This is a genomic window from Halosimplex pelagicum (assembly GCF_013415905.1).
Lineage (GTDB): Archaea > Halobacteriota > Halobacteria > Halobacteriales > Haloarculaceae > Halosimplex > Halosimplex pelagicum.
Map to the genome: position 1 here is coordinate 62,062 of NZ_CP058909.1, position 22,195 is coordinate 84,256.

Below are 22,195 nucleotides of genomic sequence, written 5' to 3' on the forward strand. Positions count from 1 at the left end.
GTCGGTTGTCCGCCCAGTCACATATCTCTCGGGGTCGGTTCGACCCTCCGCGGGCCGCCGGAACCGCTCACCGGGCCGGCTCCGGCGGTCAGGACTCCGGGTCCACGTCGACGACCCGCATCAGCGGGTAGCCGTCCTGCATATCCATCCGCGTCCGGACCTCGTGGCCCTCGTAGTCGATCGTCATCTCGACCTCGACGAACCGGCCGGTCAGCTCCGTGTAGTCGGCCGCCGAGTCGGCCAGCTCCGCTTCGAGCGCCTCGACCAGCACGTCGACGGTGACCGACTCGCAGTACGGCTGGTTCTCGATGGCCTCCTCCATCGCGCGGGCGAGGCTGTCGGCGCTCGCCGGACTGACCGGCGTGCCGGCGAACTGATGGTACAGCGTCCCGAACTTGATCCCCGCCTCGAAACAGGCGGTCTGGGCGTCCGTGGCGTCCATACCGGTCGCTCGGTCGCCCGGGAGTAAGGGGTGTCGACTGGCGGGCGACGGTCCGTACCGCCCGCCAGCCCGAGGCCGGACGGGCTGCGATACCGGCGTCCCGCGAGCCTGCGCGGTGAAGAGTCGTCGATTCTCAGTGACAGGGAATCGCCGATCGGATTTTGTGACAGGTAGGAGAACGGTATCACATGGAGCTACAGGTAAACCGACTGGGCGTTCTCGGCGTCCTCGGCGTGCTCGGCGTCGTGACGAACGAACCCGCGCTCTACGCGCTGTTCGCGCTGTTCGTCTTCTTCGGTGTCGACCGGACGGTCGTCGTCCCACCGAACGACGACGACCCGGTCGAACGGTGACGAGCGCGGGGACACCTCGCCGGAAAAAGACGGAATCGCATCTTACTTACTGACCGGTCGCAAGGGTACACCTGAATGGACGAGCCGGTCTTACTCACAGGTGCAGGGGGCCGCGTCGGGCAGGCCGTGCTGGAGGGGCTCGCCGACGAGTACGAGTGGAAGCTACTCCTCCACAGTCCGCCGGACGACGAGCCCGACCACGAGTATCTCATCGGCGACGTGACCGACGAGGAGACCGTCGCCGAGGCGATGGACGGCGTGGGGGCCGTCATCCACCTCGCGGGGGACCCGCGACCGAGCGCGCCGTGGCCCTCGGTGCTGACGAACAACATCGACGGCACCGAGAAGATGTACGAGGCCGCCGTCGACGCCGGCGTCGAGAAGTTCGTCTTCGCCTCCTCGAACCACGCCGTCGGCGCCTACGAGACCGACGAGCGCACCCCCGAGATGTACCGAAGCGACGACGACTACCGCCTCGACGGCACCGAGTTCCCCCGCCCCGGCAACCACTACGGCGTCTCCAAGGCCGCCGGCGAGGTGCTCGGTCGCTACTACCACGACGAACACGGCATCTCCGTCTGCAACGTCCGCATCGGCAACCTCACCCGCGGGCACCCGCCCATCGACTACGAGCGCGGCCAGGCCATGTGGCTCTCCTACCCCGACTGCGCCCGCATCCATCGGTGCGCCCTCGAAGCCGACTACGAGTTCGAGATCGTCTACGGCATCTCCGACAACGACCGCAAGTACTACTCGCTGGAGCGCGCCAAAGAGGCGCTGGGCTACGACCCGCAGGACAACTCCGCCGAGTGGGACGGCGACGACCACGTCGCCGACTACGAGCGCGGAGTGTAGCGACTCCCGGCCCTCGACGACGCCCGTTCGCTTCCGCCCCCTCGAATCGAACGAACGCACGGCTTCGCCGCGAGTACGAGAGAGAACTGACACCTCCGGAACGCTTTACAGCCCTGATTTGAATGGTGGAAGCGGATGAAGCGACTCGGGCTTATCGTCGTGTTGGTACTGTTGGTCGCCTGTGTGCCGGGCGCGGTGCAGGCGGACGAGGACGAAATTCCGGACACCTGCGACTACACGCCGTACAACATCGAGGAACTGGAAGACCGCTACGACGCGAACGCCACGGGGGTCGGCGATGCGATCAACTCCCCCGACGACACCGACGCGTTGCCGTTTCGGGCGGACAGCGGCGATTACTTCGCCGTGACTATCTTCCACGAGAACATCGGTGACGAGGAACGGCGGCTCACGTTCGACCTCCCGCCGGACACCTCGGTGACCGAACAGCGGAACGTCGAGGAGTTCAACGACAGACTGAACTACCTCACCGTCTCCGACTCGTCGGAGAACGCGTCGTTCAAGTTCTACGCGGAGTCGGACGGGCCGGCCTGTCTCCGGATGTCCGAGAAGGGCCGGTTCTACGGCGAGTACAACTGGAGTTTCACGATCAGTCAGAACAACGAGCACCAGTGGTATCCGGCGCCGGACGGTTCGACGCCCACGCCGACCCCGACCCCGACGCCCACGCCCACGCCCACGCCGACCGCTACTCCGGCCCCGACGGCCACGGCGACTCCCACGCCCACGGCAACCCCGACGCCGACCCCGGTCCAGACGCTCTCGGCGACTGCGACGGAGCCGGCGTCGGAACCGGGCGACTCGTCGAGCGAGCCGACCGACGCTTCGACGACCTCTGACGGCGACGACATCCAGGACAGCGACGGCGACGGCGTGATCGATTCGGAGGACTACGCGCCGAACGACCCCGACGTACAGGAGAAGAGCGACCTGGTCGACACGACGGCCAGCGGGTCCGGGGCCGGCTTCGGCCTCGGGCTGACCGTCGCCGCGCTCGCACTCGCGGCAGTCGCGGCCACGCGGCGGTCCTGACGGTCCGGCGTCGCGTCTCACCAGTTCGAAGCGGAGCGACCGCCCGGGGACGGGAAACCGCGGACTACTCGGAGGGGAAAATTTCGATCCAGTCCGCGGTCGTCGACCGCGGGACCGGCGGTTAGTTTCGTTTGGTTCGCACGTCGCCCTTGTCGCGGGTCTTGTCCTCGCAGTTCGGGCAGACGCGCGGCTGATCCATCCCGTTCGGCGCGAACACTCGCACGTACGATTTCGTCACGACGGCGTCGCAGTTCCGGCAAGTGGGCACACCGATACGTGTGCGAACAGACGGATAACGCTTGTTTTCGCTCACTCGCTCGTCGTGTCGATCCCGAGCGCCCGATTCAGCCCGCAGAAACACGTCACGGCGTTGAACCCCAGGCCGAGCGCGGCGACGCCCAGCAGGAGGCCCCGCGAGCGCTCGCCACTCGCGAGCGCCCTCACCGCGACGAGGGTCAGTAGCACCGCGACGATTCCACGGGCCAGACGGTCGCGTCCGCCGACGTTGGATTCCATACGCGGCCGTTGGGGCGCCACCGTCTCAAAGCCACCGACGCCGCTCCCGCTCAGTCCTCGACGACCTCGGCACCGGACGCGTTGGCCATCACGCTGCGCATCCCCTTCTCGGCGTTGTGCTTGCGGGTGTAGCCCTCGCCGCTGGACGCGATGACGTTGCCGTTGCGGTGGACGAGCCGCCAGCGCCACTCGTCGGCCCGGTCGCGGAACAGCTCGAACCGCGCCTGACTCACCACCGGCGCCGCGGCCGCGACGACCGACGCGGCCGGCCGCTCCCCGGTCGGCGCGACCCCCGGGACCGTGACCGCCGAGTCGTCGACGGTGTCGCTCGATCCGTCCGCTTCCGCAGCGGGCTCCTCGTCGGCGGCCGGCTCTGCATCGGAATCGTCCGGTTCGGCCCCGGAATCGTCCGACCCGGCTTCGCCGTCCGCCGATTCGCTCCCGGCGGTCTCAGCTACCGGTTCCGCTCCGGCGGCGGCGACCGTGGCGGTCTCGACGGCCGGTCGCTCGGCGGCCGGTTCGTCCCCCTCGCCCGACTCGCTCGCGTCGATGGCTTCGTTCGCCGAATCGACGCCGGGTTCGCCGGGTTCGTCGCCGGGCGCCCACTCCAGTTCGACCTCGATCTCGACCTCGTCGTCCTCGCGCTCGTACTCGACCTCGAACTCGAAGGCGTCGGGCACGGCGGCGGTGAGGGCGTCTTCCCCCTCGCCGAGGGCGACCGCCCCGGCGTCGACGCCGTCGGCCAGGTCCCGGAGGGCCGCGGCCGCTTCGGCCCGCGTCGCCGTCCGCTCGCTCTCGAACGCCTCGTCGGCGTCGTCCGAGGGCACCTCGCGGGGTTCGTCATCGGACGCCTCGTCGGTCGCGTGATCGTCGGGCATGCGTCGAGGTAGGGGTCCCGCGCGGAAAACAGTTGACCGGCGCGCCGTCGCGGGCCGCGACGACGCGGGAGCCGGGGCGACTCGGGGTGACTTGCCGCTCACCGCTCGTCGAACAGCCCGTCCACGTCGGACTCGCGGTGCTCCCGCCGGTCGACGTGCTCGGAGAGTCGCTGAGCGACGATCGGCCGGCTGTCGGGGTCGCGGACGAAGTCGAGGACGAACGTGACGAACTGGCTGCCCTCGTCGCCGGATTCGAGATCCGCGCGGGCGAACTCGACCGCGCGCTCGATCACGCCTTCGTCGTAGCCCAGCTCCTCCGCGAGCACCTCGGCGGCGACGGCGCTCGACTCGAAATCGAGGTCCGCGAGCGCGAGCGGTCCGCCCTCGTAGGTGAGCGCGGGCGCGGGCGCTCGCTCGATGCGCTCGGGGTCCCGTTCGAGGGCGGCGAGGTACTCGCGGACGCGACCGACGTTCACGCCGCGGTAGTCGGCGGGGAGGTCCGCGAGGTACTCGCCCGCGCTCGCGGCGAGGCCGGTGGCGCCCGACCAGTTGCGATGCCGGGCGTGGTGGACGGCGGCGGTGAACTGGATGAGCCCGTGGAGCAAGCGCTCGTCATCGCCTTCGTCGAGGGCGAGCCACTCCTCCTCCCAGGCGTCGTGGGCGGCGTGGTAGCGGCCGGCGTTGTAGACGGCGACGCCCGCACGGAGCTGTGCGTCCATGGCGACGAGTGAGGGCGCCGGGGCGAAAACACCTACGGGCCGGCGTCGTCGTCGGGGCCCCCGGTCGTGTCGTCGGGTCCACCGATTTCGGCCACAGCGGCGCCGCCCTCGGTCGCGGCCTCGTAGTGGCGGACCAGGGCGTTGACGAACGCGAACTTCAGCGCCATCGAGAGGGCGGTCAGCACGGCGGTCGACTTCGGCTTGCGCCGGTAGGCGGCGTACAGGGCGCCGACGGTCACCGGCAGCGTCGCGGCGTCTAACGACCGGAGGAGTGCGCCGTGTTTCCCGCGGTCGACCCAGTAGCGCTCGGCCTGGATCACGTCGCTCGTCCAGGCCTGGGCGTCGTCGGGCTGGGGGAGCACGACCGGGTTGACGGCGATGGCCGCGACCGCCGCGACCAGCAACCGCTTGCGCCGCGTCAGGATAGCGTACACCAGCACCGGGAACGCGAACACGCGCGTCCACCCGCTCCAGGGGTTGGCGTGCCGTTCCCAGAGGAACTCTGCGAGTCGTTCCGATGGCACTGTGGTCGACACGCCAGTGACTTGGTAACAGACGGCAATAAGCGTGGGGTCCGATCCGGCGGATGGCGACCGGGTCGTCACTCCGCGACCGGGTCGGACGAGTGCGGCGGCGCCGTCGGCCACTCGATCTCGTCCTCGTAGCGCCGCACCAGCGCGTCGACGAACGCGAGTTTCAGCGTCATCCCGACCGCGCCCGCGACAGTGGCACCGCCCACGTCGCGGCGGTAGGCGGCGTAGACGGCGTACAGCGTCGCCAGTCCGTTCCCGACGTTGAGCAGTTGGAGCGCGCCCAGTCGGTCGCCGCTCTCGCGCCAGCGCCGCTCGGCGAGGACCACCTTCGTCATCCAGGCGTCGGCGTCGTCGGGCTTCGGGAAGAGAACGGGGTTGGCGAGGGTGAACGCGACCGTCGCGGCGAGCAGTCGCCACCGGCGGTGATACACCGCGTACAGCAGCGCCGGCAGCGTCAGCGTCCGCGACCACCCGCTCCAGGGGTTGGCGTGGCGGTCCCAGAACGTACGCCAGGCCCGCGCTCGGATCGACTCGTCCATAGGCCCCCATCGCAGGGGACGGTCAAAAGTCCTTACAGGTCCTCGACGAGTTCGATGCCCCAGCCCTCCGGACCGGTGATAAAGGCGACGCGGGAGTCGAACTCCTCCATCGTGATCGGGCCGTCGTCGACCCGTTCGTCGTCCAGGGATTCGAGCGCCGCGTCCACGTCGTCGACGGTGACCGCGACGTGCTCGAAGTCGCCGGTGTCGACGGGGCCGTCGGCCTCGACCAGCTGGAGCGCGGCCGGGTCGTCGGTGTCCTCGTCGGCGGGGTCGCCGATGAAGACGTTGCGCGTGCCGTCGTCGGTCTCGAACTCCCGCAGGACCTCGTAGCCCACGAGGTCGGCGTAGAAGTCGACGGTCGCCTCGATGTCCGCGACGCGGATGGACGTGTGTCTGAGTGTCATCGGGAGACCCGTCGCAGAGTCGGGGCTTAAACGCACCGCGACGGCTCGCGCTCGCGGACGGCCGCCGGTCCCGCCGCTCACTCCTCCCGGTCGGTCCAGAAGTCGAACGAGCGGCCGGGCACGAAGATGTCGAGGCCGACCGCCGGTTCCTCGCTCTCGTTCTCGACGCGGTGGGCCTCCCACGGGTCGAGCCACACCGAGTCGTGCCGTTCGAGGCGCTCACTGGCCTCGTCCGTATGCACGGTCAGCTCGCCGTCGAGAACGAGACACACCTGTCCGTTCTCGTGGTCGTGCATCGGTGAGCTATGCCCGGGCGGCTTCTCGAAGTACTCCAGGCTCACGTCGTCGTCGCCCGCCAGCGCGACGCGGCGCCACCCCTCGTCCGGTTCGTACGTCTCCGCGTCGTCGAAACTGACTCGTTCCATGCCGGGGAGTCGGCCGCTCGGAACATATCTCTGGGGGCCTCTCACCGGCTCGGTCCCCGACTCACCGGTCCGTTCCGCGGAACAACTTAAACGGTTCGCCGCGCTTCCGGCCGCGAAGCGAGGCTTTCAGGTATAACCGGTAGGGGGTCCTATCGGGAGATATGACGGACACCGAAACCGTACACAACGCCGGCCGACCGGCGACCGACGGATCGACGGACGGACGCGACCCCGTGCCGGCGGCGGTCGACTGGATACTGGGTATCGTGACCGGACTGATCGGACTCGCGCTGACGGCGGTCGGCGCCGCGATGTACGCCCGCGTCGACCGAGCGCTGCTCACCGATTTCGTCACCAGCGAGGGGGTGGAGGTGAACGGCATCACGCCCGCGGAGGCCGTCACCGCCGGCGTGCCGTTCGTCGACTGGCTCGCCGCTGGCATCGCCGTGACCGGGCTCGTGCTGGTCGTCGCCGCCGCGGCGTTCGTCGTCGCGCGCCGGCGCACCCGCCGCCGGGTCGCTCGCGAGGGCGGGACGACCGCGACGTTCCGCGCCTGCGCCGTCTACGGCGCCGCGGTGACGGCGCTGGTCTCGTTCATCCCCGGCGCGGCGGTCGCGGGCGGCGGCGTCGCGGCGTACCTGTACGGCGAGGACGGCTCCGGCCTGCGTATCGGCGCCGTCGCCGCGTTCCTCGGCTGGGCGCTGTCGCTCCCGCTGCTCGTGGCCGTTTCGGCCGGGTTCCTCGCCGGCGCCGACGCCATCGGCCAGCTCGGCGGCGGCGTCGCCCTCGTCGCGTTCGTCACGGTCGGCGAACTGATCGCGCTGGCGATAAACGCCGGACTGGGCGCCCTCGGCGGCTTCCTCGTCGACAAGTTCGTCTGAGGTCGGGCGCTCGTCCGCCGTCGATGACCGCTCGAACCCGCTCGTCGAGGGACGCGAAGCTCGGCGAGTCGCGTCGACAGAAACGTCCGAGCGGAGATTCGAACTCCGGTCCCTGGCTCCGCAAGCCAAGAGGATAGTCCACTACCCTACCCGGACTCACTTCTACGTACCGCGGTTGATTGTAAAGGGGTTACGATCCGTCCGGGCAGTGTCAAAGGGTCGCTTGACCGTCGACAAGGCCCTTTATCAGACCGCTCGTCTCTCGGGTCGTGAAGCGACGCACCCTCCTCCGCGGCCTCGGCGCCGCGGGCACGCTCGCCCTGACCGGCTGTCTGTCCGACGGATCGGGCGGAGCACCCACCGATACGGACGGACCGTCGGAGACCGACGAACCGACCGACACCGACACGCCGTCCGACGACCCCGCGACCACCGACCCGGCGGCGACGCCGACTGACCGGAGCGGCGACACGGTCACCGAACCCGACCCAGATGGAACCGACGACCCGAGTGCCACCCCGAGCGACTCGCCGGACGACACCGCGAGCGAGACGCCCGACGGCGAGCCGTCGGCGACGCCCAGCGGGGTGGCCGACCGGTCGTTCGATGTCACCGACAGCGGCTGTGGCACACAGACCGACGACGCCTCGGTCGCCTTCGACGGGGACGGCGCGACGGTGACGGTTACCGGGACGATCTGGGGCAACGACGCGTGTTACACGGCCGCCCTGTCGGACGTGCGCCTGGACGGCGACGAACTCACCGTCGTCGTCGGCTCGATGTCCGACGCGGGCACGGACACGGCCTGCGCACAGTGCATCACCGAGATCGACTACGAGGCGACGGTGACACTCGACGGCGCGCTCCCCCAAACCGTCACCGTCGTCCACGGCCACGGCGAGGAGGACACGCGCGTCACGTCGACGACGCGGTGACCGCGCCCGAGACGGGTGACTGCAGTCGACGGCGAGGGTGAACGACCTCGGCGCGCTCGCGGTCCCGAGACGACGGCGCGCGCTCGCACCACTCTGTGTCTCCCGTGCCGACGGAACACCCGCGAGCGACGCGAGACGTGTGGGCGACTGCGGGCGAGAGAACGCGGAGAATCGTGTTCGGACGACGTTACGCCGGTGACCAGCCGCATACCGAGCAGTCTGTGGCGGTCGAGTCGTGCAGTCCCCCGCAGTCGGGGCACTGCTTCTTGTTGTAGTTCTCTTCCCAGCCCGCCTCCTCGACGTCGTGTCCGCGGTCGGTCAGAAACTCGTCGAACATGTCGTCGGTGCTCGGTGCGGACGCCATACGTGCTACGCTATACCACACCAGCATATAGGTCTATTGGTATGCGAAACCTTTGCACACTAACTCGGGGTTCGAGGGGCGCGAGCCGGTCCGTCGGAGCGGGTGCGTGCCGGGCGTCGGCGACCGAACGAACCCAAGGACATATGCCACAGTTGTCCGATACACCGGCCATGGCACGGAAACGGGCGAGTCGTCGTCGATTCCTGGCGACCGTGCTGGGTGCGTCGACGGTCGGACTGAGCGGGTGCGGTTCCGACGGCGACGCGACGACGACACCGGGGGACGCGGGCACAGAGACGCCGACGGACACGCCGACGCCGACCGCGGCGGCGACGCCGACCGACACACCGGAGCCGACGGACACGCCGACGGACACGCCGACGCCGACCGACACGGCGGAACCGACGGCCACCGCGACGGCGACGCCGGGCGCGTCGTCGTTCGCGTCGTGGCCGACGTTCATGCGCAACGACGAACGCTGGGGCCACCACTCGGAGGCGACGGGCCCACACGAGAGCGTCACAGTCGACTGGCGGGCGGAGTTCGACCAGGACGAGGTGAACGCGACGCCCGTGCTGGCCGACGGGACGCTGTACGTCGGCGCGGGCGGTTCCGGCGACGACGACGGCTCGTTCCACGCGCTGAACCCCGTGACCGGTGAGACGAAGTGGTCGAAGGACCTGGCCGCGCCGGTCACCAGCGCGGCGGCGATCGACAGCGGGTTCGCCTACTTCGGGACGACCGACGGCGTGTTCTACGCCCTGAACACCGACGACGGCTCGGTGTTCTGGGAGTGGGACCTGGGGTCGACGGAGGACTTCACGGCGCCCGTCGTCGTCGACCGGGGCATCTACGTCGGGTCGACCAGCAGCCGGCTCTACAAGTTCGACGCCCTCGACGGCGGCCTGGAGTGGAACCAGAACACCTACGGCGTTATCACCGCCCCGCCGGTCTACGTCGACGGGATGGTCTACGCCACGAGCGCCGACCACGAGCTCTACGCGGTCACCGCCTCGGGAGACCTCCAGTGGACGAAGGACCTCGACGGGGGCGCCAACGGCGTCTCCCACCGGAGCCGGCGCCTGTTCGCCACCAGCGAGAACAACACCCTCACGCAGGTCAACGTCCGCGGCAGCACCGGCTGGGAGACCTCCCGGGGCGAGGCGTTCGCGGCGACGCCGGCCGTGACCGAGGACCACGTCTTCGCCGGCACCCGCGAGGGGACGCTGTTCGCCTTCGACGTCAACGACGGCCGGGAGATGTGGCGAGTGACCGACCCCAGCGGGGGCGTCACCGCGCCGCCGGTCGTCGCCGACGGCACCGTCTACGTCGGCTCTCGCGACGGCAACGTCTACGCCGTCACCGCCGACACCGGCGACCTGGAGTGGTCGTTCGCCACGAGCAACAACATCGAGGAGGCCGCGCCCGTCGTCGCCGGCGGCCGCGTCTACATCGGCAGCCAGACGGCACCTTCTACGCGCTCGGCGAGTAGTCGGGGCGGTCACCACACCGCCGCCGCGAGCGTCGATCCGACCCAGACGGCCGCGAGCGCGCCGACCAGGTTGACCGCGGCGTTCGCCAGCGCCCGGCGGCGCTCGCCGGTCTCGAACAGCCGCACGGTCTCGAAGGCGAACGTCGAGAAGGTCGTGAACGCGCCGCAGAAGCCGGTCCCGAGCGCGAGCACCGCGCCTTCGCCGACCGGCGCCGCCAGTATCGCCCCGAGCGCGAGACTTCCGAGGACGTTCACCGCCAGCGTGTCGCCGGTGCGGGCGTCGATGCGCTCGCCGAGCAGATGGCGAGCGAGCGCGCCCGCGACGCCGCCGAGGCCGACGAGGACGACCGGGTTCACGACACCCACCTCGCGAGCCAGCGGCCACAGAGGACGCCGGCGATCCCGACCGCGTAGTTCGCGGCGACGTTGGCGGCCGCCAGCGTCGGCCCGCTCGCGGCCAGTTCCGGACCCGCCGATCCCGCCAGTCGCGTCGTCTCGACGGCGAACGTGCTGTAGGTCGTGAACGAGGAGAGGAATCCGGTGCCGACGACCAGCCGCGTCTCCGCGCTGAGCGCGTCGGCGAAGTGCCGTTCGTACAGGACGACGCCGAGCGCGAAGCTCCCCAGGCCGTTGACGGCGAGCGTTCCCCACGGGAAGGTTCCGGGGAGCGCGAGCGCGAGCGCGTACCGTAGCGCCGCGCCCGCGAAGCCCCCGACGGCGACGAGCGCGAGCGGTTCCAGCCGGGCCAGCGCGTGGTCGTCGGCCATTCGCCCCAACGGACCGTCCGCCGCTACTCCTGTGTTTCCATTCGACGCTCGCTGAGTGCCGTTCGAACGGCCGGGGATCGACGACCGCGAAGCTTCCCGCCCGATCCGTGGAAAACCTTCGCACGAGCGTTTATGCCCGGGAACGGGACCAGGGCCGTCCATGGAGCCACGAGCGCTCGCGGGAGACGAACGCGCCATCGAGGGACTGCCCATCAGACTCGTCATCGCCCTGGTCGTCGGGGTCGCAAGCCTGAGCGTCATGATGAACACGCTCGGCGGGATCCAGACCCTGGGCGTCACCGAACTCGACGTGAAACCGACGCCGGAGGTGATCGACGAGGCCAGCACCGACCTCACCGTCGAGGTCGTCAGTCCGAACGGCGACCGCATCGCCAACGCGACCGTCGTCGCGTCCGGCGGCACCGCGACCCTCGGGTCGGTGGCGACCGCGCGGACGGACGCCAACGGGACCGCGACGCTGTCGCTGTCGCCGTCGCTCGGGCCGAATCAACAGGAAGGGACGATACAGTTCGACGTGAAACCGCCCGCGGGCGGGCAGTACGCCGACGAGCGCGGGAACACGGAGGTGCTGGTCGTGGCGGGAGGATAGCCGTCGCGACCGGCTCAGCGCCGGACCGCGTCGTCCCAGTCGATCCACTCCTGCTCCCAGCCGGTGCGGCCCTCGGCGTTGCGACGGGCGAACTCCCGGTCCTCGCGCCGGGTGCGGTTGCGCTCGACCGTGTCGGCCTGTTCGCCCTCGACGAGCATCGGCTGGAAGGCGACGCCGCCGAGGCGCTCGGCGACCTCCCCGTCCTCGACGATCGCGAGGTGTTGCTCGCCGGTGCCGTGGGGCATGACCAGCCGGCCGTCCTCGGCGAGCTGGTCGACCAGCGCCGCGGGCGGGCTGACCGCCGCCGCCTCCAGCAGGATGCGGTCGAACGGCGCGTACTCGGGGAGCCCGTCGGCGCCGTCGCGGCGGTCGACGAGCACGCCGCCGTAACCCGCCTCGGCGAGGTTCCCTCTGGCCTCGATCACCAGTCGACGCGTGATGTCGACGGCGTGGACGTGCTCGGCGCCGGCGAGTTCGGCGACGACGGCTGCGGTGTAGCCGACGCCCGCGCCGACGACGAGGACGGAGTCGCCCTCCCGCACGTCGAGCGCTTCGAGCAGTCGCGCGACGGTGCTCGGCGCGAGCACGCGGGTCCCCAGCCGTTCGAACGGCCGGTCGGCGTAGGCGCCGCGGTCCTCCGCGACGAACGCCTCCCGGGGCACCTCGCGCATCGCGACGGAGAGGGCCTCGCTCCGGAGACAGCCCTTGCTCTCGTGTTCCAGGCTGTCGACCATATCGTCGCGCAACACCGCGGGGTCCATGCTCGCTCGTCCGCCCTCGACGGTAATGAATCACGCGGACCGACCGCCGGCGGACCCGCCGGTCGGGCCCACCGAGCGGCGGCCTCGGCGATCCGTCCGCTTACTGCAGCTCGACGAACCGGACGCCGCCGTGCTCGTCGCGCTCCAGCGACCCGTCGGCCCGGCGGCGGGCGCGGACGAGCGTCTGGCGCCGGTCGCCGATGGGCGCGAGCAGATATCCGCCGGGGCGGACCTGCTCGACGACGGCCTCGGGGAGCTCCGGCCCGGCACAGGTGAGATACGCGCGGTCGTAGGGGGCGTGGTCGGCCCACCCGTCCTTGCCGTCGCCCGCCCGCACCGAGACCTCGCCGTAGCCCAGCCGGTCCAGTCGCTCGCGAGCCTCGTCGGCCAGCGAGTCGTGGTATTCGACGGAGAACACGTGTTCGGCGCCGACGAGTTCGGCCGTGACGGCGGCGTGGTAGCCGCAGCCGGTGCCGACCTCCAGTACGTCGTCGCCGGGGGCGGGATCGAGCAGGTCGGCCATGATCGCGACCATGTGCGGGGCGCTGATGGTCTGGCCCTCGCCGATGGGCAGCGGCGTGTCGCGATAGGCGTCCTCGCGGCGCTCGGCGGGGACGAACTCGTGGCGCGGGACGGCGGCGACGGCCTCGCGGACGCGGTCGTCGTCGATCCGACCGTCCTCCGCGAGCCGTTCGACTAGCCGCTCGCGGGCGGCCGCGAAGTCCACGCTACCACGCCGACCAGGCCGACGAGGACTCGTCGCGCGCGTACAACCGGTTGATGTCCTTCGCGAACGCGCTGTCGCCGTCGAAGTCGAGCTTGTCGTACTCGTAGCCGACGGCGTCGTCGCGGATGTGGATCCCCTCGATCGTGAACTCCTCGCCGCCGAGTTCGTCGGTCTCGCCGACGACGAACTCGTAGTCGCCGGGCACCTGGACGGTCATCGACTCCGTCTCGTCGTGGGTGCCATCCTTCGGGTGCAGCGTCAGGTTGACGCTGACGTTGCCGACCGCGCGGGTCCAGATGGTCCCGACCTCCTCGGCGGTCGTCTCCTCGACGCGCCGCTCGCCGTCGAGTTCGAGGCTGGTGATCCGGGCGGTCACGATCGCCTCGTCGGTCTCGAGGAGGAACTCCTCGCCGACGGCCAACTGCTCGCCCTCGGGCACGTCGGCGGTGGCGGTGAACGAATCGCCGTCCTGGGAGACGACCACGTCGCGTTCGTACTCGGTCGTCGACTCCAGTTGCTGCTTGTGGGTGTGGCCACAGTCGGTACAGCGGATCGTGGCGTGGCCGCCGCCGGTCGTGAGCACCTCGTGAACCGTCTCCAGCGAGGGCGAACACGACGGGCAGGCGACGGCGACCCGCTCTGCGGACTCGGTCATACCTCCGTGTTGCCCCCCAGCGCGTAAAAGTCCGCTGAGTCGACTCCCAGTCCCCCCGTGGCCGGGCCCGCCGTCGGCCCGACCGGGGAAGGGAGCGTGTTCGCCCTCGGCGATCCCGGTACGGGGCGAATATTCACGGTGCCCGGGATCGAACGAACGCGGCATGGTACCCGAATCGGGGGATCCGAGCGGCGAGTGGCGGGAGGGGCTCGGGGACGGGGGACGACTGCAGCGACGCCGGATCGCCGTCTTCCTCGGCGTCGCGTTCGGCGTCTCGTGGGCGACGGCCGCCGTCATCTACGCGCTGGGAGGTATCGGCGCCGGACCGACGCTGGCGCTCGGGATCCCGCTGTGGCTGGTCCTGCTCGCCGGCCCGTACATGTGGGGGCCGGCCGTCGCCCACCTGGCGACGCGGTGGCTCACCGACGAGGGGTTCGACCGCGGGGAGATGCTCCTGCGCGTGCGGACGCGGCCGCTCCCGTGGCTGCTGGGCTGGGTCGGCCCGCTGGTGCTGATCTTCGCCGGCGCGGCCCTGTACTTCCTCGTCTTCCCGGGCCGGTTCGGTGGGATGGCGGCGGTCGCGGACCTGCTGGCGACGGTGGAAGAACAGACCGGACAGGCGGTCCCGCTGTCGCCGACGGCGTTTCTCGCGGTGCAGATCGTCCAGGCGCTCGTGGCCGCCCCGCTGCTGAACGGCGTCGCCACCTTCGGCGAGGAGTTCGGCTGGCGCGGCTACCTGCTGCCGAAGCTCGCGCCGCTGGGCTGGCGGCGGGCGCTGCTCGCCCACGGCGTCGTCTGGGGCGTCTGGCACTGGCCGGTCATCGCGATGGGGTACAACTACGGGCTGGACTACACCGCCGCGCCGTGGCTCGGCCTGGTCGCGATGACCGTCGCGACCGTCGGGCTGGGCGTGTTCCTCGGCTGGGTCACGCTCCGGAGCGGGAGCGTCTTCCCCGCCGTCGTCGGCCACGCGATGATAAACGGCAGCGCCGGTCTCGCGACGCTGTTCGCCACCGCCGTGCCGAACCGCGTGTTCGGCCCGACGCCCGTGGGCCTGATCGGCGTCGTCCCGTGGTTCGCCGTCGCCGCCGTCCTGTTCGTCCGGACCGACTGGCTCTATCCCGGCGAGTCGGGACGGGCGGACTCCGGCGCGGAAAGCGTCTGAAAGCGGCTCGCTCGGTCGACGGCGGTTCGGTTGGGTCGCCGTCGGCGTCGACCGGGTCCGGCGACGATCCCGTCGAGGTGGATCGGTGCCGCGGTGTCACCGCCGCACCGGCGGTCCGCGGCGGCGGTCGATAGGTACAACGGCTGTTTGAGTCTCGCGAAGGGGTTTATGAGGAGGGTTCGTACGACAGGACGCCTTCCGAACCCACCCCTGTCCGCTGTCGGCCCTCCACTCGCCCTGTCCCCGTCCCGTCTCGTCCCATCCCGTTCCATCCGCTCCGTTCCATTCCGCTCCATCCGCTCCGTTCCATTTCGTTCCGATTTCCACGCCGTCTCAGGGTCGTGGCCGTCCCACCCGAACGACTCCGTTCGCTCAGTCCATCGTCTCGGTATCGGCCGCCAGCCCGTCAAGGAGGTACTCGGCGGTGGTCCGGGTCGTCGCCAGCGGCGTGTCGTGTACGTCGCAGATCCGCAACAGGGCGCTGATGTCCGGCTCGTGGGGCTGGGCGGTCAGCGGGTCCCGGAGGAAGATGATCCCGTCGAGGCGGTCCTCGGCGACCTCGGCGGCGATCTGGGCGTCGCCGCCGATCGGCCCCGACTCCTTGCGTTCGACGGTGAGTCCGGTCTCCTCCGCCACTCGCTTGCCGGTCGTGCCCGTCCCGACGAGATCGAAGGTGGCGAGCAGCGACTCGTAGCTCTCCGCGAGGTCGATCATCTCGGGCTTCTCGTCGTCGTGGGCGATGAGCGCCAGGCGCGTCATACCGACGGGTTCGCGCCCTGGGGGGTTAGGCCTGTCCCGCCGCTATCGGACCGGTCGAACGGACACCGGTCGGCGGTCTGCGGTCGGCTCGCCCCGGGCCGCTCACTCGGGGTCGACGGTGACGTGGCCGCCGCCGTCGATCGCGACCTCGTGGTCCTCGACCGCGAAGGTCAGCGACTCCTCCTCGCCGTCGCCGTCGAGCAGCGTCGCGATCTCGTCGAGGTCGACGTAGGACTCGGCGTCGTCTATCTCGTCGGGTTCGAGGTCCGTCGCGTCCGCCACGGCCGCCCGTACGGCCTCGTCGATCGGTCGTGGACTGACCCACCCGTCGCTCTCGTCCTCGCCCTCCCCTGGGGCGAGTACGTACAGGTCCTCACTGGCTGGCATACCCCGTACGTCACCGTAGCGGTATATAGTACTACGACTGCGATTTCAGGCTCTGAAAGAACTGCCCCGCCCCGTCCGTCGACTCCGAGCGACGACGCGCCCGCCGGCGGGAGCGTTTTTCACGTCCCGCTTCGCCCGCTTCGCGGACCCGCTGCTGTCCGCGTCGGGTCCGGACGGCCCGCTCGCGGACGAGGCGTCACGAGCGAACGGGAAGATCCGAGAGAAATCGGGGAACGCCCCGATACATCGGTGTTGGAGGCGTCGTCCGGAATTGGATGTCAGAGGCACGGTCCGGTTGGCTCCCCCCAACACCGTTCGTACAATTCACCACAGCCTCGATTAATCTTTCGGCCTGGTTGAACAAGCACTCTTAACTGTCGGACGGGTCGCCCGTCGTCGAGACCGGCCGCGGTCACTCGATCCCTTCGCGCTGGTAGCTCCCGTCGTAGGTGTCGGCGTGGTTCGCCTCGGCGAGGACCAGCTGGGCGATCCGGGCGCCGCGTTCGAGTTCGACCGGGTGGTACACCTCCAGCAGCCCCTCGCCGCGGCCCTCGTAGCCGGCGTCCCAGACCGCGGTGTCGAGCATGCAGGAGTTGCGCAGCAGCGACGACCGCGGGTAGAGAAAGCCGACGTGGCCCTCCGGGATCCGGACGGTGTCGGCGTAACCGACGACGTAGCCGCCGGGGTCCAGCCGGTAGACCGCCGTCTTCTCGTCGCCGTCGCCCCCGTCGCCGTCGCCGCCCTCGTCGGGGTCGAGTTCGCGGCGCTCGCCGACGGTCTTGCCGTCGGTGCCGACTCTCCCGGGTTCGACCTGCTCGTAGACGGCGCCGAGCCGCAGGTCGACGCCGTTGGGCTGTACCTGCTCGTCGTCCACGTCGCCGAGGGCGTCGGCGACGAACCGCCCGCTCCGGAACATACCGGCCGTGGACCCCTCGTCCGCAAAGCCGTTTCGCTCCGGGCGGCGCCCGCCGCCGAGCGGTCCCGACGGCCGACCCCGCGACCGCTCGCGTACCGGTTCCGTTCACCGAAGCCGAACACCCGACGGCGACGTTAGTCGTGACAGCGAACGACGATGGTCGAAATCGCAGGACGGCGAATCCGTGACATCTGACAACACTCGCGGCGACTCGCGGGTTTTATATCCGCTCGTGTGCCATTATGGGACGTTATGGGACAGACACTCACCGAGAAGATCCTCGACGACCACCTCGTCGAGGGCGAACTCGAGCCCGGCGAGGAGATCGGGATCGAGGTCGACCAGGTCCTCACGCAGGACACGACCGGAACGCTCGTCTGGCTGCAGTTCGAGGCGCTCGAACTCGACGACGTCCAGACCGAGGTCGCGGCGCAGTACTGCGACCACCAGACCTACCAGTTCGACTTCAAGAACACGGACGACCACCGCTTCCTCCGTTCGGCGGCGGGCAAGTTCGGCGCGCACTTCTCGCGGCCGGGCAACGGCATCTGCCACAACGTCCACAAGGAGAACTTCGCCGCGCCGGGCAAGACGATGCTCGGCTCGGACAGCCACACACCGACGCCCGGCGGCCTGGGCGAACTCGCCATCGGTGCCGGCGGCCTCGACGTCGCCGTCGCGATGGGCGGGGGCGCCTACTACATCGACATGCCCGAGGTCGTCAACGTCCGCCTGGAGGGTGAGCTCCCCGAGTGGGCCACCGCCAAGGACGTCATCCTCGAGCTGCTCCGTCGCCTCTCCGTGAAGGGCGGCGTCGGCAAGATCTTCGAGTACACCGGCCCCGGCGTCGAGAGCCTCTCGGTGCCCGAGCGGACGACCATCACCAACATGGGCACCGAGCTCGGTGCCACTTCCTCGATCTTCCCGACCGACGAGAAGACCGAGGAGTACCTCGAAGCCGTCGGCCGCCCCGAGGACTACGAGGCGGTCGCGCCCGACGAGGACGCCGAGTACCACGACGAGATCGTGGTCGACCTGTCGGAGCTCGAACCGCTCATCGCCGAGCCGTCGATGCCCGACAACGTCGTGCCCGTCAGCGAAGTCGAGGGCACGGATGTCGACCAGGTCATGATCGGCTCCTGTACGAACGGCGCCTACGAGGACATCCTCCCGGCCGCGAAGATGCTGGAGGACCGGGAGATCAACAAGACGACCGAGATGATCGTCGCGCCCGGCTCCAAGCAGGCCTCCGAGATGCTGGCCCGCGAGGGCTGGACCGCGGAGATGATGGCCGCCGGCGTCAACTTCTCCGAGGCCACCTGCGGCGCGTGTATCGGTAACGGCCACGTGCCCGCTTCGGACTCCGTCTCGCTGCGCACCTTCAACCGCAACTTCGAGGGTCGCTCCGGCATCGAGGACGACTCCGTCTACCTCTGCTCGCCCGAGGTCGCCACGGCGGCCGCCCTCAAGGGCGAGATCGTCGACCCGCGCGACCTGGCCGACGAACTCGGCGACCTGGAGGACCCGGGCTTCGAACTCGGCGACAACTACGTCGGCGTCAGCAGCTCCGACCTCATCACGCCCGACGAGGCCGTCGACGACGAGCTCATCAAGGGCCCCAACATCGGCGACGTGCCGCTGAAGGACCCGCTCCCGGCCGACCTGGAGGGCGACGTGCTGCTGAAGATGCCCGACAACATCACGACCGACCACATCAGCCCCGCCAACGCGGACGTGCTGATGTACCGGTCGAACATCCCGAAGCTCTCGGAGTTCACGCTCACCCGCGTCGACGAGACGTTCCCCGAGCGCGCGCTCGAGAACGACGGCGGGCTCCTGCTCGCCGGTGAGAACTACGGCCAGGGCTCCTCGCGCGAGCACGCGGCCCTGTGTCCGATGTACCTCGGCATCGACGCCGTCCTCGCACAGAGCTTCGCCCGCATCCACAAGGCGAACCTCTTCAACTTCGGCATCGTGCCGCTGACCATCGACGAGGACACCTACGAGGACATCGACCAGGGCGACTCCGTCGAGATCGTCGACGACGTGGCCGAGGCCGTCCGCACCGGCCAGGAAGACATCACCATCCGGATCAACGACGACTGGGAGGCGACCGCCAACCTCGACGCCTCCGAGCGCGAACGCGAGATCCTCGCCGACGGCGGCAAGCTCACCCACGTCAAACAGCAGTACGACGCCGACGACGGCGCCGCGACCGCCGACGACTGATCGGCTCGACACACCTCGAATTTTTTCGCTGGCTGTCCGGTCAGTGGCTACAGTGGTGAGCCCGAGGTTCAAGTACGGTGGCGAGCAAGTAGGCGTATGAGCCAGGTCGCGAGGCGAATCGTCCGCGAACTCCACGACGAACCCCACCTCGAAGGGCGACGGACGACCGTCCGGTTCGTCAAGGCGCAGGTCGAGGATCGCGGACTCGACCCGCGGACGGTCGCGGACCGCCACGACCTCGACGTGGCGGACGTGTACAGGGCGCTCACGTATTACCACGACAACCCAGCGGAGATGCGGGCGGTAGAGCGCGAGCGCGAGGCGGCCGTCGAGAACCACCGGCACCTGACGACGGACCCGGACGACGTTCGCGGCTGATGGCGTACCGCCTGCTCGCCGACGAAAACGTCGAGAAGGCCGCGATCCGCTACCTCCGAAAGCTCGGCCACGACGTCGAGTGGATCGGCGACGTGCCGGAGCTGGGGCTGGGAGCAGCGGACGACGATATCGCGGCGTACGCCAGTGAGACGAACCGCCTCGTACTGACCCAGGACGATGATTTCTTCACTGCGATCGATTTCGATCGGGTCCCCGGTGTTCTCTTCCAGCGCGATCAGACGCTTTCGAGTAGCGAAGTCGGCGACGCCGTCCACGAGATGGCCGGATATATCGACCAGTCGGACGTGACGCTGGAGTACGTGAGTCGGAACTGGCTTTGACCGTCTGGGCGCCGGTCGAATCCCGGAAACGGAAAGAGAGTGGGTGGGGTGGGGAGGGTGGGGTGGCACCCATTTCGGGTGCGTTCGCTGGTGGGCGGGTGTCCGTTAAGAATTTTCTGATCACGGCGGTGTCGCGTGGTTTTTCGTGAGAGACCGGCCGAGTCCGTCCCGGCGGCGCTCGGGCCGCGGCGCCGGACGCCGGTCGCGGATTCGCCCGCCGGCAGTAGACATTTGTAGGCCCACCACCTACCGGGCGACAGTGACGACCGTCCCAGCGGACGAGGAGTCGGGCTCGGACGTACGCGTCCGCGAGGCCGAGCGAGCGGACCTGCTCGCCGTCTTCCACATCGAGCAGGAGGCGTTCCCCCAGCCGTGGCCTTTCTCGGCGTTCGAGCGGTTCCTCGACGAACCCGGCTTTCTGGTCGCGCAGGTCCGCGACGACGCCGACTCCAGGGAGACGGCGACGGTCGGCGACGACGGCCGCGTCGTCGGCTACGTCGTCGCCGACGAGGTCCCCAACCACGGGGAGTCGCTCGGACACATCAAGGACATCGCCGTCGCCGAGGAGTGTCGCGGCCGGGGCGTCGGCCGCCGGCTGCTCCAGCAGGCGCTGACCGTCCTCGCGACCGAGAACGTCGGCTCGGTGAAACTCGAAGTCCGGGAGTCCAACGAGACGGCCAAGCGGCTGTACCGCGGCTTCGGCTTCGAACACCACGGGACGCTCCCCCGCTACTACTCCAACGGCGAGGACGCCCTCGTGATGGTCCGGGAGTTCTGAACGACGGCGGCAGTCGCGGTCCTACTGCTCGTCGTCCCGCAGTTCCTCCGCGATCGCCTGCAGGTCCGCCTTTCTGAAGGAGTCGCCACTGTCCTCGCCGTCGCCGTCCAGCCCCTCGACTGCCCCGCGGATCGCCGTCCGCATCGCCGGCTTCGAGGGCTGGCTGTCCGCGTCGATATCGGCGTCGACGGCGTCGCAGATGGCCGAGAGGGCCTCCTTGGTGAACGAACTCGACACCTCGCGCTCGAAGCGGCCGACCGAGACGCGGATCTCGTTGCGCAGGGCGTGGACCGTCGGTGACATGGTGTGTTGGTGGTCGGGGTCCGCCGTGTACGTTGCGGTCGGTGAGTCGGATCTGTGGCTGTGGGCGGCGGGACTCACCGTCGAACCGCGGTCGTCACTGGAGCGTCGAGACCCTCGCAGCGGCGAAGGGCACGAGCATCTCTTCGGGGTGGAGGGCGCCGTGGTTGCCGACGAACCCCAGGCGGTCCGCGTCGTCGTACCAGACGGTGCGTTCGCGGTGGCTGAGGACGACGTCGCCCACGCGGCGACGCGCCGCCTCGCAGGGATCCGGCCCGAACAGACCGTCCGCGAGAGCGTCCTCGCCGGTCGTCACGAACGCGGCGAGTCGTTCGTCGAGCGTGGCCGCGACAGCCTCGCGTCTCATGGGCGGCGTTTTTCGGCACCAGATGATAAGCACGAGGGCCGCGCGTGAACCGGTCTCACCTCGGGTTCGTCTCCGCCGAACAGCGCGACTCGGGAGCCCCGGCAGCGCCGGTCCGACGAGTCGGCGTTCGCGACGGCGGTTCTGGCGACGCGACCGCTCAGTTCGACCAGCCGGCGTCGAGGCCGATCCGGGAGCGGATCGCCCTGGGCGCGACGGCGACCATCGCGACGCCGACCGCGGCGGTACCGAGGCCGAGCCCGAGGAACAACAGCATCCAGTCCGGCTCGTCGACGCCCGCGGTCGTGCTGGAGAGGACCGTCCCGCTCGCGAGACAGACGACCGTCCCGTGGCGCGCGATGGCCTCGTCGACGTCGCCGCGACCCGTCAGTCGCTGGCGAACTACGAGCCCGCTCGCGACCGCTCCGGCGAGGGTCGCGACGGCGGCGGCGAGATAGGCGAGCTGTGCGAGTCCCGTCGGGTCGGTGGCGACGAGCGCCCAGCCGGCGAGCCCGGCCAGCAGACTCGCACAGCTCGCCAGCACCGCGGCGATCCAGAGGTGGACGCGGTCCGCGCTCACGCGACGGTGTTGACGACGGATACTGTTCAGTCTGTTGACCGGTGTTCGAGTCCGGCTTCGGTCGCCGTCGACGCTCTCGGTAGGAC

General features: G+C 69.9%; 32 protein-coding genes, 1 tRNA gene and 1 pseudogene. 12 read left to right on the forward strand and 22 right to left on the reverse strand.

What is annotated here, in order from left to right; genetic code table 11:
• Window positions 1-88: 88 nt before the first annotated feature.
• Window positions 89-442, reverse strand: coding sequence for a dihydroneopterin aldolase family protein (locus HZS54_RS00355; protein ID WP_179920000.1), 354 nt, complete (start codon window positions 440-442; stop codon window positions 89-91).
• Window positions 443-630: 188 nt separating this feature from the next.
• Here HZS54_RS00355 and HZS54_RS00360 point away from each other — a divergent pair, with 188 nt between their 5' ends.
• The 3 genes from HZS54_RS00360 to HZS54_RS26010 all read left to right on the forward strand — a co-directional run bounded on the left by HZS54_RS00360 (window position 631) and on the right by HZS54_RS26010 (window position 2,703).
• Window positions 631-795 (forward strand): hypothetical protein, encoded by a 165-nt coding sequence (locus HZS54_RS00360; RefSeq protein WP_179920001.1) that lies wholly within the window; start codon window positions 631-633, stop codon window positions 793-795.
• A gap of 75 nt (window positions 796-870) precedes the next feature.
• Window positions 871-1,650 (forward strand): NAD-dependent glucose-6-phosphate dehydrogenase Azf, encoded by a 780-nt coding sequence (gene azf / locus HZS54_RS00365; RefSeq protein ID WP_179920002.1) that lies wholly within the window; start codon window positions 871-873, stop codon window positions 1,648-1,650.
• Between the two features lie 135 nt (window positions 1,651-1,785).
• Window positions 1,786-2,703, forward strand: coding sequence for a hypothetical protein (locus tag HZS54_RS26010; protein WP_218927109.1), 918 nt, complete (start codon window positions 1,786-1,788; stop codon window positions 2,701-2,703).
• 121 nt (window positions 2,704-2,824) lie between these two features.
• On the opposite strand, the gene HZS54_RS00375 is transcribed toward HZS54_RS26010, so the two are convergent.
• From HZS54_RS00375 to HZS54_RS00410, 8 genes are all read right to left on the reverse strand, one after another.
• A complete protein-coding gene (locus HZS54_RS00375; RefSeq protein ID WP_167837492.1) occupies window positions 2,825-2,971 on the reverse strand; it encodes a DUF7563 family protein in 147 nt (48 codons plus the stop codon).
• 41 nt (window positions 2,972-3,012) lie between these two features.
• The gene (locus tag HZS54_RS00380; RefSeq protein ID WP_179920003.1) at window positions 3,013-3,219 is read right to left on the reverse strand and encodes a YgaP-like transmembrane domain; all 207 of its coding nucleotides are present in this window, start codon (window positions 3,217-3,219) and stop codon (window positions 3,013-3,015) included.
• Window positions 3,220-3,269: 50 nt separating this feature from the next.
• Window positions 3,270-4,097: an HVO_2922 family protein gene (locus tag HZS54_RS26615; protein WP_179920004.1), complete on the reverse strand. Its 828-nt coding sequence runs from the start codon at window positions 4,095-4,097 to the stop codon at window positions 3,270-3,272.
• Window positions 4,098-4,195: 98 nt separating this feature from the next.
• Window positions 4,196-4,816 (reverse strand): DUF309 domain-containing protein, encoded by a 621-nt coding sequence (locus tag HZS54_RS00390; RefSeq protein WP_179920005.1) that lies wholly within the window; start codon window positions 4,814-4,816, stop codon window positions 4,196-4,198.
• A 32-nt stretch (window positions 4,817-4,848) separates the two neighbouring features.
• Window positions 4,849-5,352: a DUF6653 family protein gene (locus HZS54_RS00395; RefSeq protein ID WP_179920006.1), complete on the reverse strand. Its 504-nt coding sequence runs from the start codon at window positions 5,350-5,352 to the stop codon at window positions 4,849-4,851.
• A 65-nt stretch (window positions 5,353-5,417) separates the two neighbouring features.
• Window positions 5,418-5,888, reverse strand: coding sequence for a DUF6653 family protein (locus HZS54_RS00400; RefSeq protein ID WP_179920007.1), 471 nt, complete (start codon window positions 5,886-5,888; stop codon window positions 5,418-5,420).
• Window positions 5,889-5,920: 32 nt separating this feature from the next.
• Window positions 5,921-6,295 (reverse strand): VOC family protein, encoded by a 375-nt coding sequence (locus tag HZS54_RS00405; RefSeq protein ID WP_179920008.1) that lies wholly within the window; start codon window positions 6,293-6,295, stop codon window positions 5,921-5,923.
• A gap of 77 nt (window positions 6,296-6,372) precedes the next feature.
• Entirely contained in the window at window positions 6,373-6,720 is a 348-nt protein-coding gene (locus HZS54_RS00410; protein ID WP_179920009.1) for a cupin domain-containing protein, read from the reverse strand.
• Between the two features lie 161 nt (window positions 6,721-6,881).
• Between HZS54_RS00410 and HZS54_RS00415 the strand changes: the two genes are divergently transcribed.
• Window positions 6,882-7,601 (forward strand): DUF5518 domain-containing protein, encoded by a 720-nt coding sequence (locus HZS54_RS00415; RefSeq protein ID WP_179920010.1) that lies wholly within the window; start codon window positions 6,882-6,884, stop codon window positions 7,599-7,601.
• Between the two features lie 83 nt (window positions 7,602-7,684).
• On the opposite strand, the gene HZS54_RS00420 is transcribed toward HZS54_RS00415, so the two are convergent.
• A tRNA-Arg gene (locus HZS54_RS00420) sits at window positions 7,685-7,757 on the reverse strand.
• Between the two features lie 113 nt (window positions 7,758-7,870).
• On the opposite strand from HZS54_RS00420, the gene HZS54_RS26135 reads away from it, so the two are divergent.
• On the forward strand, window positions 7,871-8,536 hold the full coding sequence (locus HZS54_RS26135) for a RodZ family helix-turn-helix domain-containing protein (RefSeq protein WP_246391743.1): 666 nt from the start codon (window positions 7,871-7,873) through the stop codon (window positions 8,534-8,536).
• A 187-nt stretch (window positions 8,537-8,723) separates the two neighbouring features.
• On the opposite strand, the gene HZS54_RS00430 is transcribed toward HZS54_RS26135, so the two are convergent.
• The gene (locus tag HZS54_RS00430; protein WP_179920011.1) at window positions 8,724-8,900 is read right to left on the reverse strand and encodes an HVO_0416 family zinc finger protein; all 177 of its coding nucleotides are present in this window, start codon (window positions 8,898-8,900) and stop codon (window positions 8,724-8,726) included.
• A gap of 461 nt (window positions 8,901-9,361) precedes the next feature.
• On the opposite strand from HZS54_RS00430, the pseudogene HZS54_RS26140 reads away from it, so the two are divergent.
• Window positions 9,362-10,420: pseudogene (locus tag HZS54_RS26140) on the forward strand (outer membrane protein assembly factor BamB family protein); the annotation flags it as partial.
• Here the strand turns inward: HZS54_RS26140 and crcB are convergent.
• A complete protein-coding gene (gene crcB, locus HZS54_RS00440) occupies window positions 10,402-10,758 on the reverse strand; it encodes a fluoride efflux transporter CrcB (RefSeq protein WP_179922899.1) in 357 nt (118 codons plus the stop codon). The pseudogene HZS54_RS26140 and the gene crcB sit on opposite strands and share 19 nt — an antisense overlap.
• Window positions 10,746-11,159: a fluoride efflux transporter FluC gene (locus HZS54_RS00445; RefSeq protein WP_179920012.1), complete on the reverse strand. Its 414-nt coding sequence runs from the start codon at window positions 11,157-11,159 to the stop codon at window positions 10,746-10,748. Before HZS54_RS00445 ends, crcB begins: the two co-directional genes overlap by 13 nt.
• 160 nt (window positions 11,160-11,319) lie before the next feature.
• Between HZS54_RS00445 and HZS54_RS00450 the strand changes: the two genes are divergently transcribed.
• Window positions 11,320-11,769 (forward strand): DUF7382 domain-containing protein, encoded by a 450-nt coding sequence (locus HZS54_RS00450; protein WP_179920013.1) that lies wholly within the window; start codon window positions 11,320-11,322, stop codon window positions 11,767-11,769.
• Between the two features lie 14 nt (window positions 11,770-11,783).
• On the opposite strand, the gene HZS54_RS00455 is transcribed toward HZS54_RS00450, so the two are convergent.
• The 3 genes from HZS54_RS00455 to HZS54_RS00465 form a co-directional block, all read right to left on the reverse strand.
• Window positions 11,784-12,530, reverse strand: a complete 747-nt coding sequence (locus HZS54_RS00455) for a protein-L-isoaspartate O-methyltransferase family protein (RefSeq protein ID WP_179920014.1) — start codon at window positions 12,528-12,530, stop codon at window positions 11,784-11,786.
• A gap of 100 nt (window positions 12,531-12,630) precedes the next feature.
• On the reverse strand, window positions 12,631-13,257 hold the full coding sequence (locus HZS54_RS00460) for a protein-L-isoaspartate(D-aspartate) O-methyltransferase (RefSeq protein WP_179920015.1): 627 nt from the start codon (window positions 13,255-13,257) through the stop codon (window positions 12,631-12,633).
• 1 nt (window position 13,258) lies between these two features.
• Window positions 13,259-13,912, reverse strand: a complete 654-nt coding sequence (locus tag HZS54_RS00465; protein ID WP_179920016.1) for an HVO_0476 family zinc finger protein — start codon at window positions 13,910-13,912, stop codon at window positions 13,259-13,261.
• Window positions 13,913-14,075: 163 nt separating this feature from the next.
• On the opposite strand from HZS54_RS00465, the gene HZS54_RS00470 reads away from it, so the two are divergent.
• The gene (locus HZS54_RS00470) at window positions 14,076-15,077 is read left to right on the forward strand and encodes a CPBP family intramembrane glutamic endopeptidase (RefSeq protein ID WP_179920017.1); all 1,002 of its coding nucleotides are present in this window, start codon (window positions 14,076-14,078) and stop codon (window positions 15,075-15,077) included.
• Between the two features lie 372 nt (window positions 15,078-15,449).
• On the opposite strand, the gene HZS54_RS00475 is transcribed toward HZS54_RS00470, so the two are convergent.
• The 3 genes from HZS54_RS00475 to HZS54_RS00485 all read right to left on the reverse strand — a co-directional run bounded on the left by HZS54_RS00475 (window position 15,450) and on the right by HZS54_RS00485 (window position 17,139).
• Complete coding sequence (locus HZS54_RS00475; RefSeq protein ID WP_179920018.1) at window positions 15,450-15,836, reverse strand: methylglyoxal synthase; 387 nt, start codon at window positions 15,834-15,836, stop codon at window positions 15,450-15,452.
• A gap of 102 nt (window positions 15,837-15,938) precedes the next feature.
• Window positions 15,939-16,223 (reverse strand): HalOD1 output domain-containing protein, encoded by a 285-nt coding sequence (locus HZS54_RS00480; RefSeq protein ID WP_179920019.1) that lies wholly within the window; start codon window positions 16,221-16,223, stop codon window positions 15,939-15,941.
• A 412-nt stretch (window positions 16,224-16,635) separates the two neighbouring features.
• A complete protein-coding gene (locus tag HZS54_RS00485) occupies window positions 16,636-17,139 on the reverse strand; it encodes a deoxyuridine 5'-triphosphate nucleotidohydrolase (RefSeq protein ID WP_179920020.1) in 504 nt (167 codons plus the stop codon).
• A gap of 252 nt (window positions 17,140-17,391) precedes the next feature.
• On the opposite strand from HZS54_RS00485, the gene HZS54_RS00490 reads away from it, so the two are divergent.
• From HZS54_RS00490 to rimI, 4 genes are all read left to right on the forward strand, one after another.
• On the forward strand, window positions 17,392-19,368 hold the full coding sequence (locus HZS54_RS00490) for an aconitate hydratase (RefSeq protein ID WP_179920021.1): 1,977 nt from the start codon (window positions 17,392-17,394) through the stop codon (window positions 19,366-19,368).
• Between the two features lie 96 nt (window positions 19,369-19,464).
• Window positions 19,465-19,746, forward strand: a complete 282-nt coding sequence (locus HZS54_RS00495; RefSeq protein WP_179920022.1) for a DUF433 domain-containing protein — start codon at window positions 19,465-19,467, stop codon at window positions 19,744-19,746.
• Entirely contained in the window at window positions 19,746-20,087 is a 342-nt protein-coding gene (locus tag HZS54_RS00500; protein ID WP_179920023.1) for a DUF5615 family PIN-like protein, read from the forward strand. The genes HZS54_RS00495 and HZS54_RS00500 overlap by 1 nt, the downstream gene beginning before the upstream one ends.
• A 259-nt stretch (window positions 20,088-20,346) precedes the next feature.
• A complete protein-coding gene (gene rimI / locus HZS54_RS00505; RefSeq protein WP_179920024.1) occupies window positions 20,347-20,865 on the forward strand; it encodes a ribosomal protein S18-alanine N-acetyltransferase in 519 nt (172 codons plus the stop codon).
• A 21-nt stretch (window positions 20,866-20,886) separates the two neighbouring features.
• On the opposite strand, the gene HZS54_RS00510 is transcribed toward rimI, so the two are convergent.
• The 3 genes from HZS54_RS00510 to HZS54_RS00520 all read right to left on the reverse strand — a co-directional run bounded on the left by HZS54_RS00510 (window position 20,887) and on the right by HZS54_RS00520 (window position 22,109).
• The gene (locus tag HZS54_RS00510; RefSeq protein ID WP_179920025.1) at window positions 20,887-21,168 is read right to left on the reverse strand and encodes a hypothetical protein; all 282 of its coding nucleotides are present in this window, start codon (window positions 21,166-21,168) and stop codon (window positions 20,887-20,889) included.
• 94 nt (window positions 21,169-21,262) lie between these two features.
• Window positions 21,263-21,532, reverse strand: coding sequence for a hypothetical protein (locus HZS54_RS00515; protein ID WP_179920026.1), 270 nt, complete (start codon window positions 21,530-21,532; stop codon window positions 21,263-21,265).
• 157 nt (window positions 21,533-21,689) lie between these two features.
• The gene (locus tag HZS54_RS00520; protein ID WP_179920027.1) at window positions 21,690-22,109 is read right to left on the reverse strand and encodes a hypothetical protein; all 420 of its coding nucleotides are present in this window, start codon (window positions 22,107-22,109) and stop codon (window positions 21,690-21,692) included.
• Window positions 22,110-22,195: the final 86 nt, after the last annotated feature.

What these genes read in the sequence shown, in the direction of transcription:
- HZS54_RS00470 (WP_179920017.1), top strand. Translation starts at nt 14,076, where the DNA reads ATGGTACCCGAATCGGGGGATCCGAGCGGCGAGTGGCGGGAGGGGCTC.
- HZS54_RS26010 (WP_218927109.1), top strand. Translation starts at nt 1,786, where the DNA reads ATGAAGCGACTCGGGCTTATCGTCGTGTTGGTACTGTTGGTCGCCTGT.
- HZS54_RS00475 (WP_179920018.1), bottom strand. Translation starts at nt 15,836, where the DNA reads ATGACGCGCCTGGCGCTCATCGCCCACGACGACGAGAAGCCCGAGATG.
- HZS54_RS00390 (WP_179920005.1), bottom strand. Translation starts at nt 4,816, where the DNA reads ATGGACGCACAGCTCCGTGCGGGCGTCGCCGTCTACAACGCCGGCCGC.
- HZS54_RS00405 (WP_179920008.1), bottom strand. Translation starts at nt 6,295, where the DNA reads ATGACACTCAGACACACGTCCATCCGCGTCGCGGACATCGAGGCGACC.
- HZS54_RS00450 (WP_179920013.1), top strand. Translation starts at nt 11,320, where the DNA reads ATGGAGCCACGAGCGCTCGCGGGAGACGAACGCGCCATCGAGGGACTG.
- HZS54_RS00495 (WP_179920022.1), top strand. Translation starts at nt 19,465, where the DNA reads ATGAGCCAGGTCGCGAGGCGAATCGTCCGCGAACTCCACGACGAACCC.
- HZS54_RS00355 (WP_179920000.1), bottom strand. Translation starts at nt 442, where the DNA reads ATGGACGCCACGGACGCCCAGACCGCCTGTTTCGAGGCGGGGATCAAG.
- HZS54_RS00415 (WP_179920010.1), top strand. Translation starts at nt 6,882, where the DNA reads ATGACGGACACCGAAACCGTACACAACGCCGGCCGACCGGCGACCGAC.
- azf (WP_179920002.1), top strand. Translation starts at nt 871, where the DNA reads ATGGACGAGCCGGTCTTACTCACAGGTGCAGGGGGCCGCGTCGGGCAG.
- HZS54_RS00400 (WP_179920007.1), bottom strand. Translation starts at nt 5,888, where the DNA reads ATGGACGAGTCGATCCGAGCGCGGGCCTGGCGTACGTTCTGGGACCGC.
- HZS54_RS00480 (WP_179920019.1), bottom strand. Translation starts at nt 16,223, where the DNA reads ATGCCAGCCAGTGAGGACCTGTACGTACTCGCCCCAGGGGAGGGCGAG.
- HZS54_RS00485 (WP_179920020.1), bottom strand. Translation starts at nt 17,139, where the DNA reads ATGTTCCGGAGCGGGCGGTTCGTCGCCGACGCCCTCGGCGACGTGGAC.
- HZS54_RS00360 (WP_179920001.1), top strand. Translation starts at nt 631, where the DNA reads ATGGAGCTACAGGTAAACCGACTGGGCGTTCTCGGCGTCCTCGGCGTG.
- HZS54_RS00490 (WP_179920021.1), top strand. Translation starts at nt 17,392, where the DNA reads ATGGGACAGACACTCACCGAGAAGATCCTCGACGACCACCTCGTCGAG.
- HZS54_RS00515 (WP_179920026.1), bottom strand. Translation starts at nt 21,532, where the DNA reads ATGAGACGCGAGGCTGTCGCGGCCACGCTCGACGAACGACTCGCCGCG.
- HZS54_RS00510 (WP_179920025.1), bottom strand. Translation starts at nt 21,168, where the DNA reads ATGTCACCGACGGTCCACGCCCTGCGCAACGAGATCCGCGTCTCGGTC.
- HZS54_RS00445 (WP_179920012.1), bottom strand. Translation starts at nt 11,159, where the DNA reads ATGGCCGACGACCACGCGCTGGCCCGGCTGGAACCGCTCGCGCTCGTC.
- HZS54_RS00380 (WP_179920003.1), bottom strand. Translation starts at nt 3,219, where the DNA reads ATGGAATCCAACGTCGGCGGACGCGACCGTCTGGCCCGTGGAATCGTC.
- HZS54_RS00500 (WP_179920023.1), top strand. Translation starts at nt 19,746, where the DNA reads ATGGCGTACCGCCTGCTCGCCGACGAAAACGTCGAGAAGGCCGCGATC.
- HZS54_RS00455 (WP_179920014.1), bottom strand. Translation starts at nt 12,530, where the DNA reads ATGGACCCCGCGGTGTTGCGCGACGATATGGTCGACAGCCTGGAACAC.
- HZS54_RS00465 (WP_179920016.1), bottom strand. Translation starts at nt 13,912, where the DNA reads ATGACCGAGTCCGCAGAGCGGGTCGCCGTCGCCTGCCCGTCGTGTTCG.
- HZS54_RS00430 (WP_179920011.1), bottom strand. Translation starts at nt 8,900, where the DNA reads ATGGCGTCCGCACCGAGCACCGACGACATGTTCGACGAGTTTCTGACC.
- HZS54_RS26615 (WP_179920004.1), bottom strand. Translation starts at nt 4,097, where the DNA reads ATGCCCGACGATCACGCGACCGACGAGGCGTCCGATGACGAACCCCGC.
- HZS54_RS00410 (WP_179920009.1), bottom strand. Translation starts at nt 6,720, where the DNA reads ATGGAACGAGTCAGTTTCGACGACGCGGAGACGTACGAACCGGACGAG.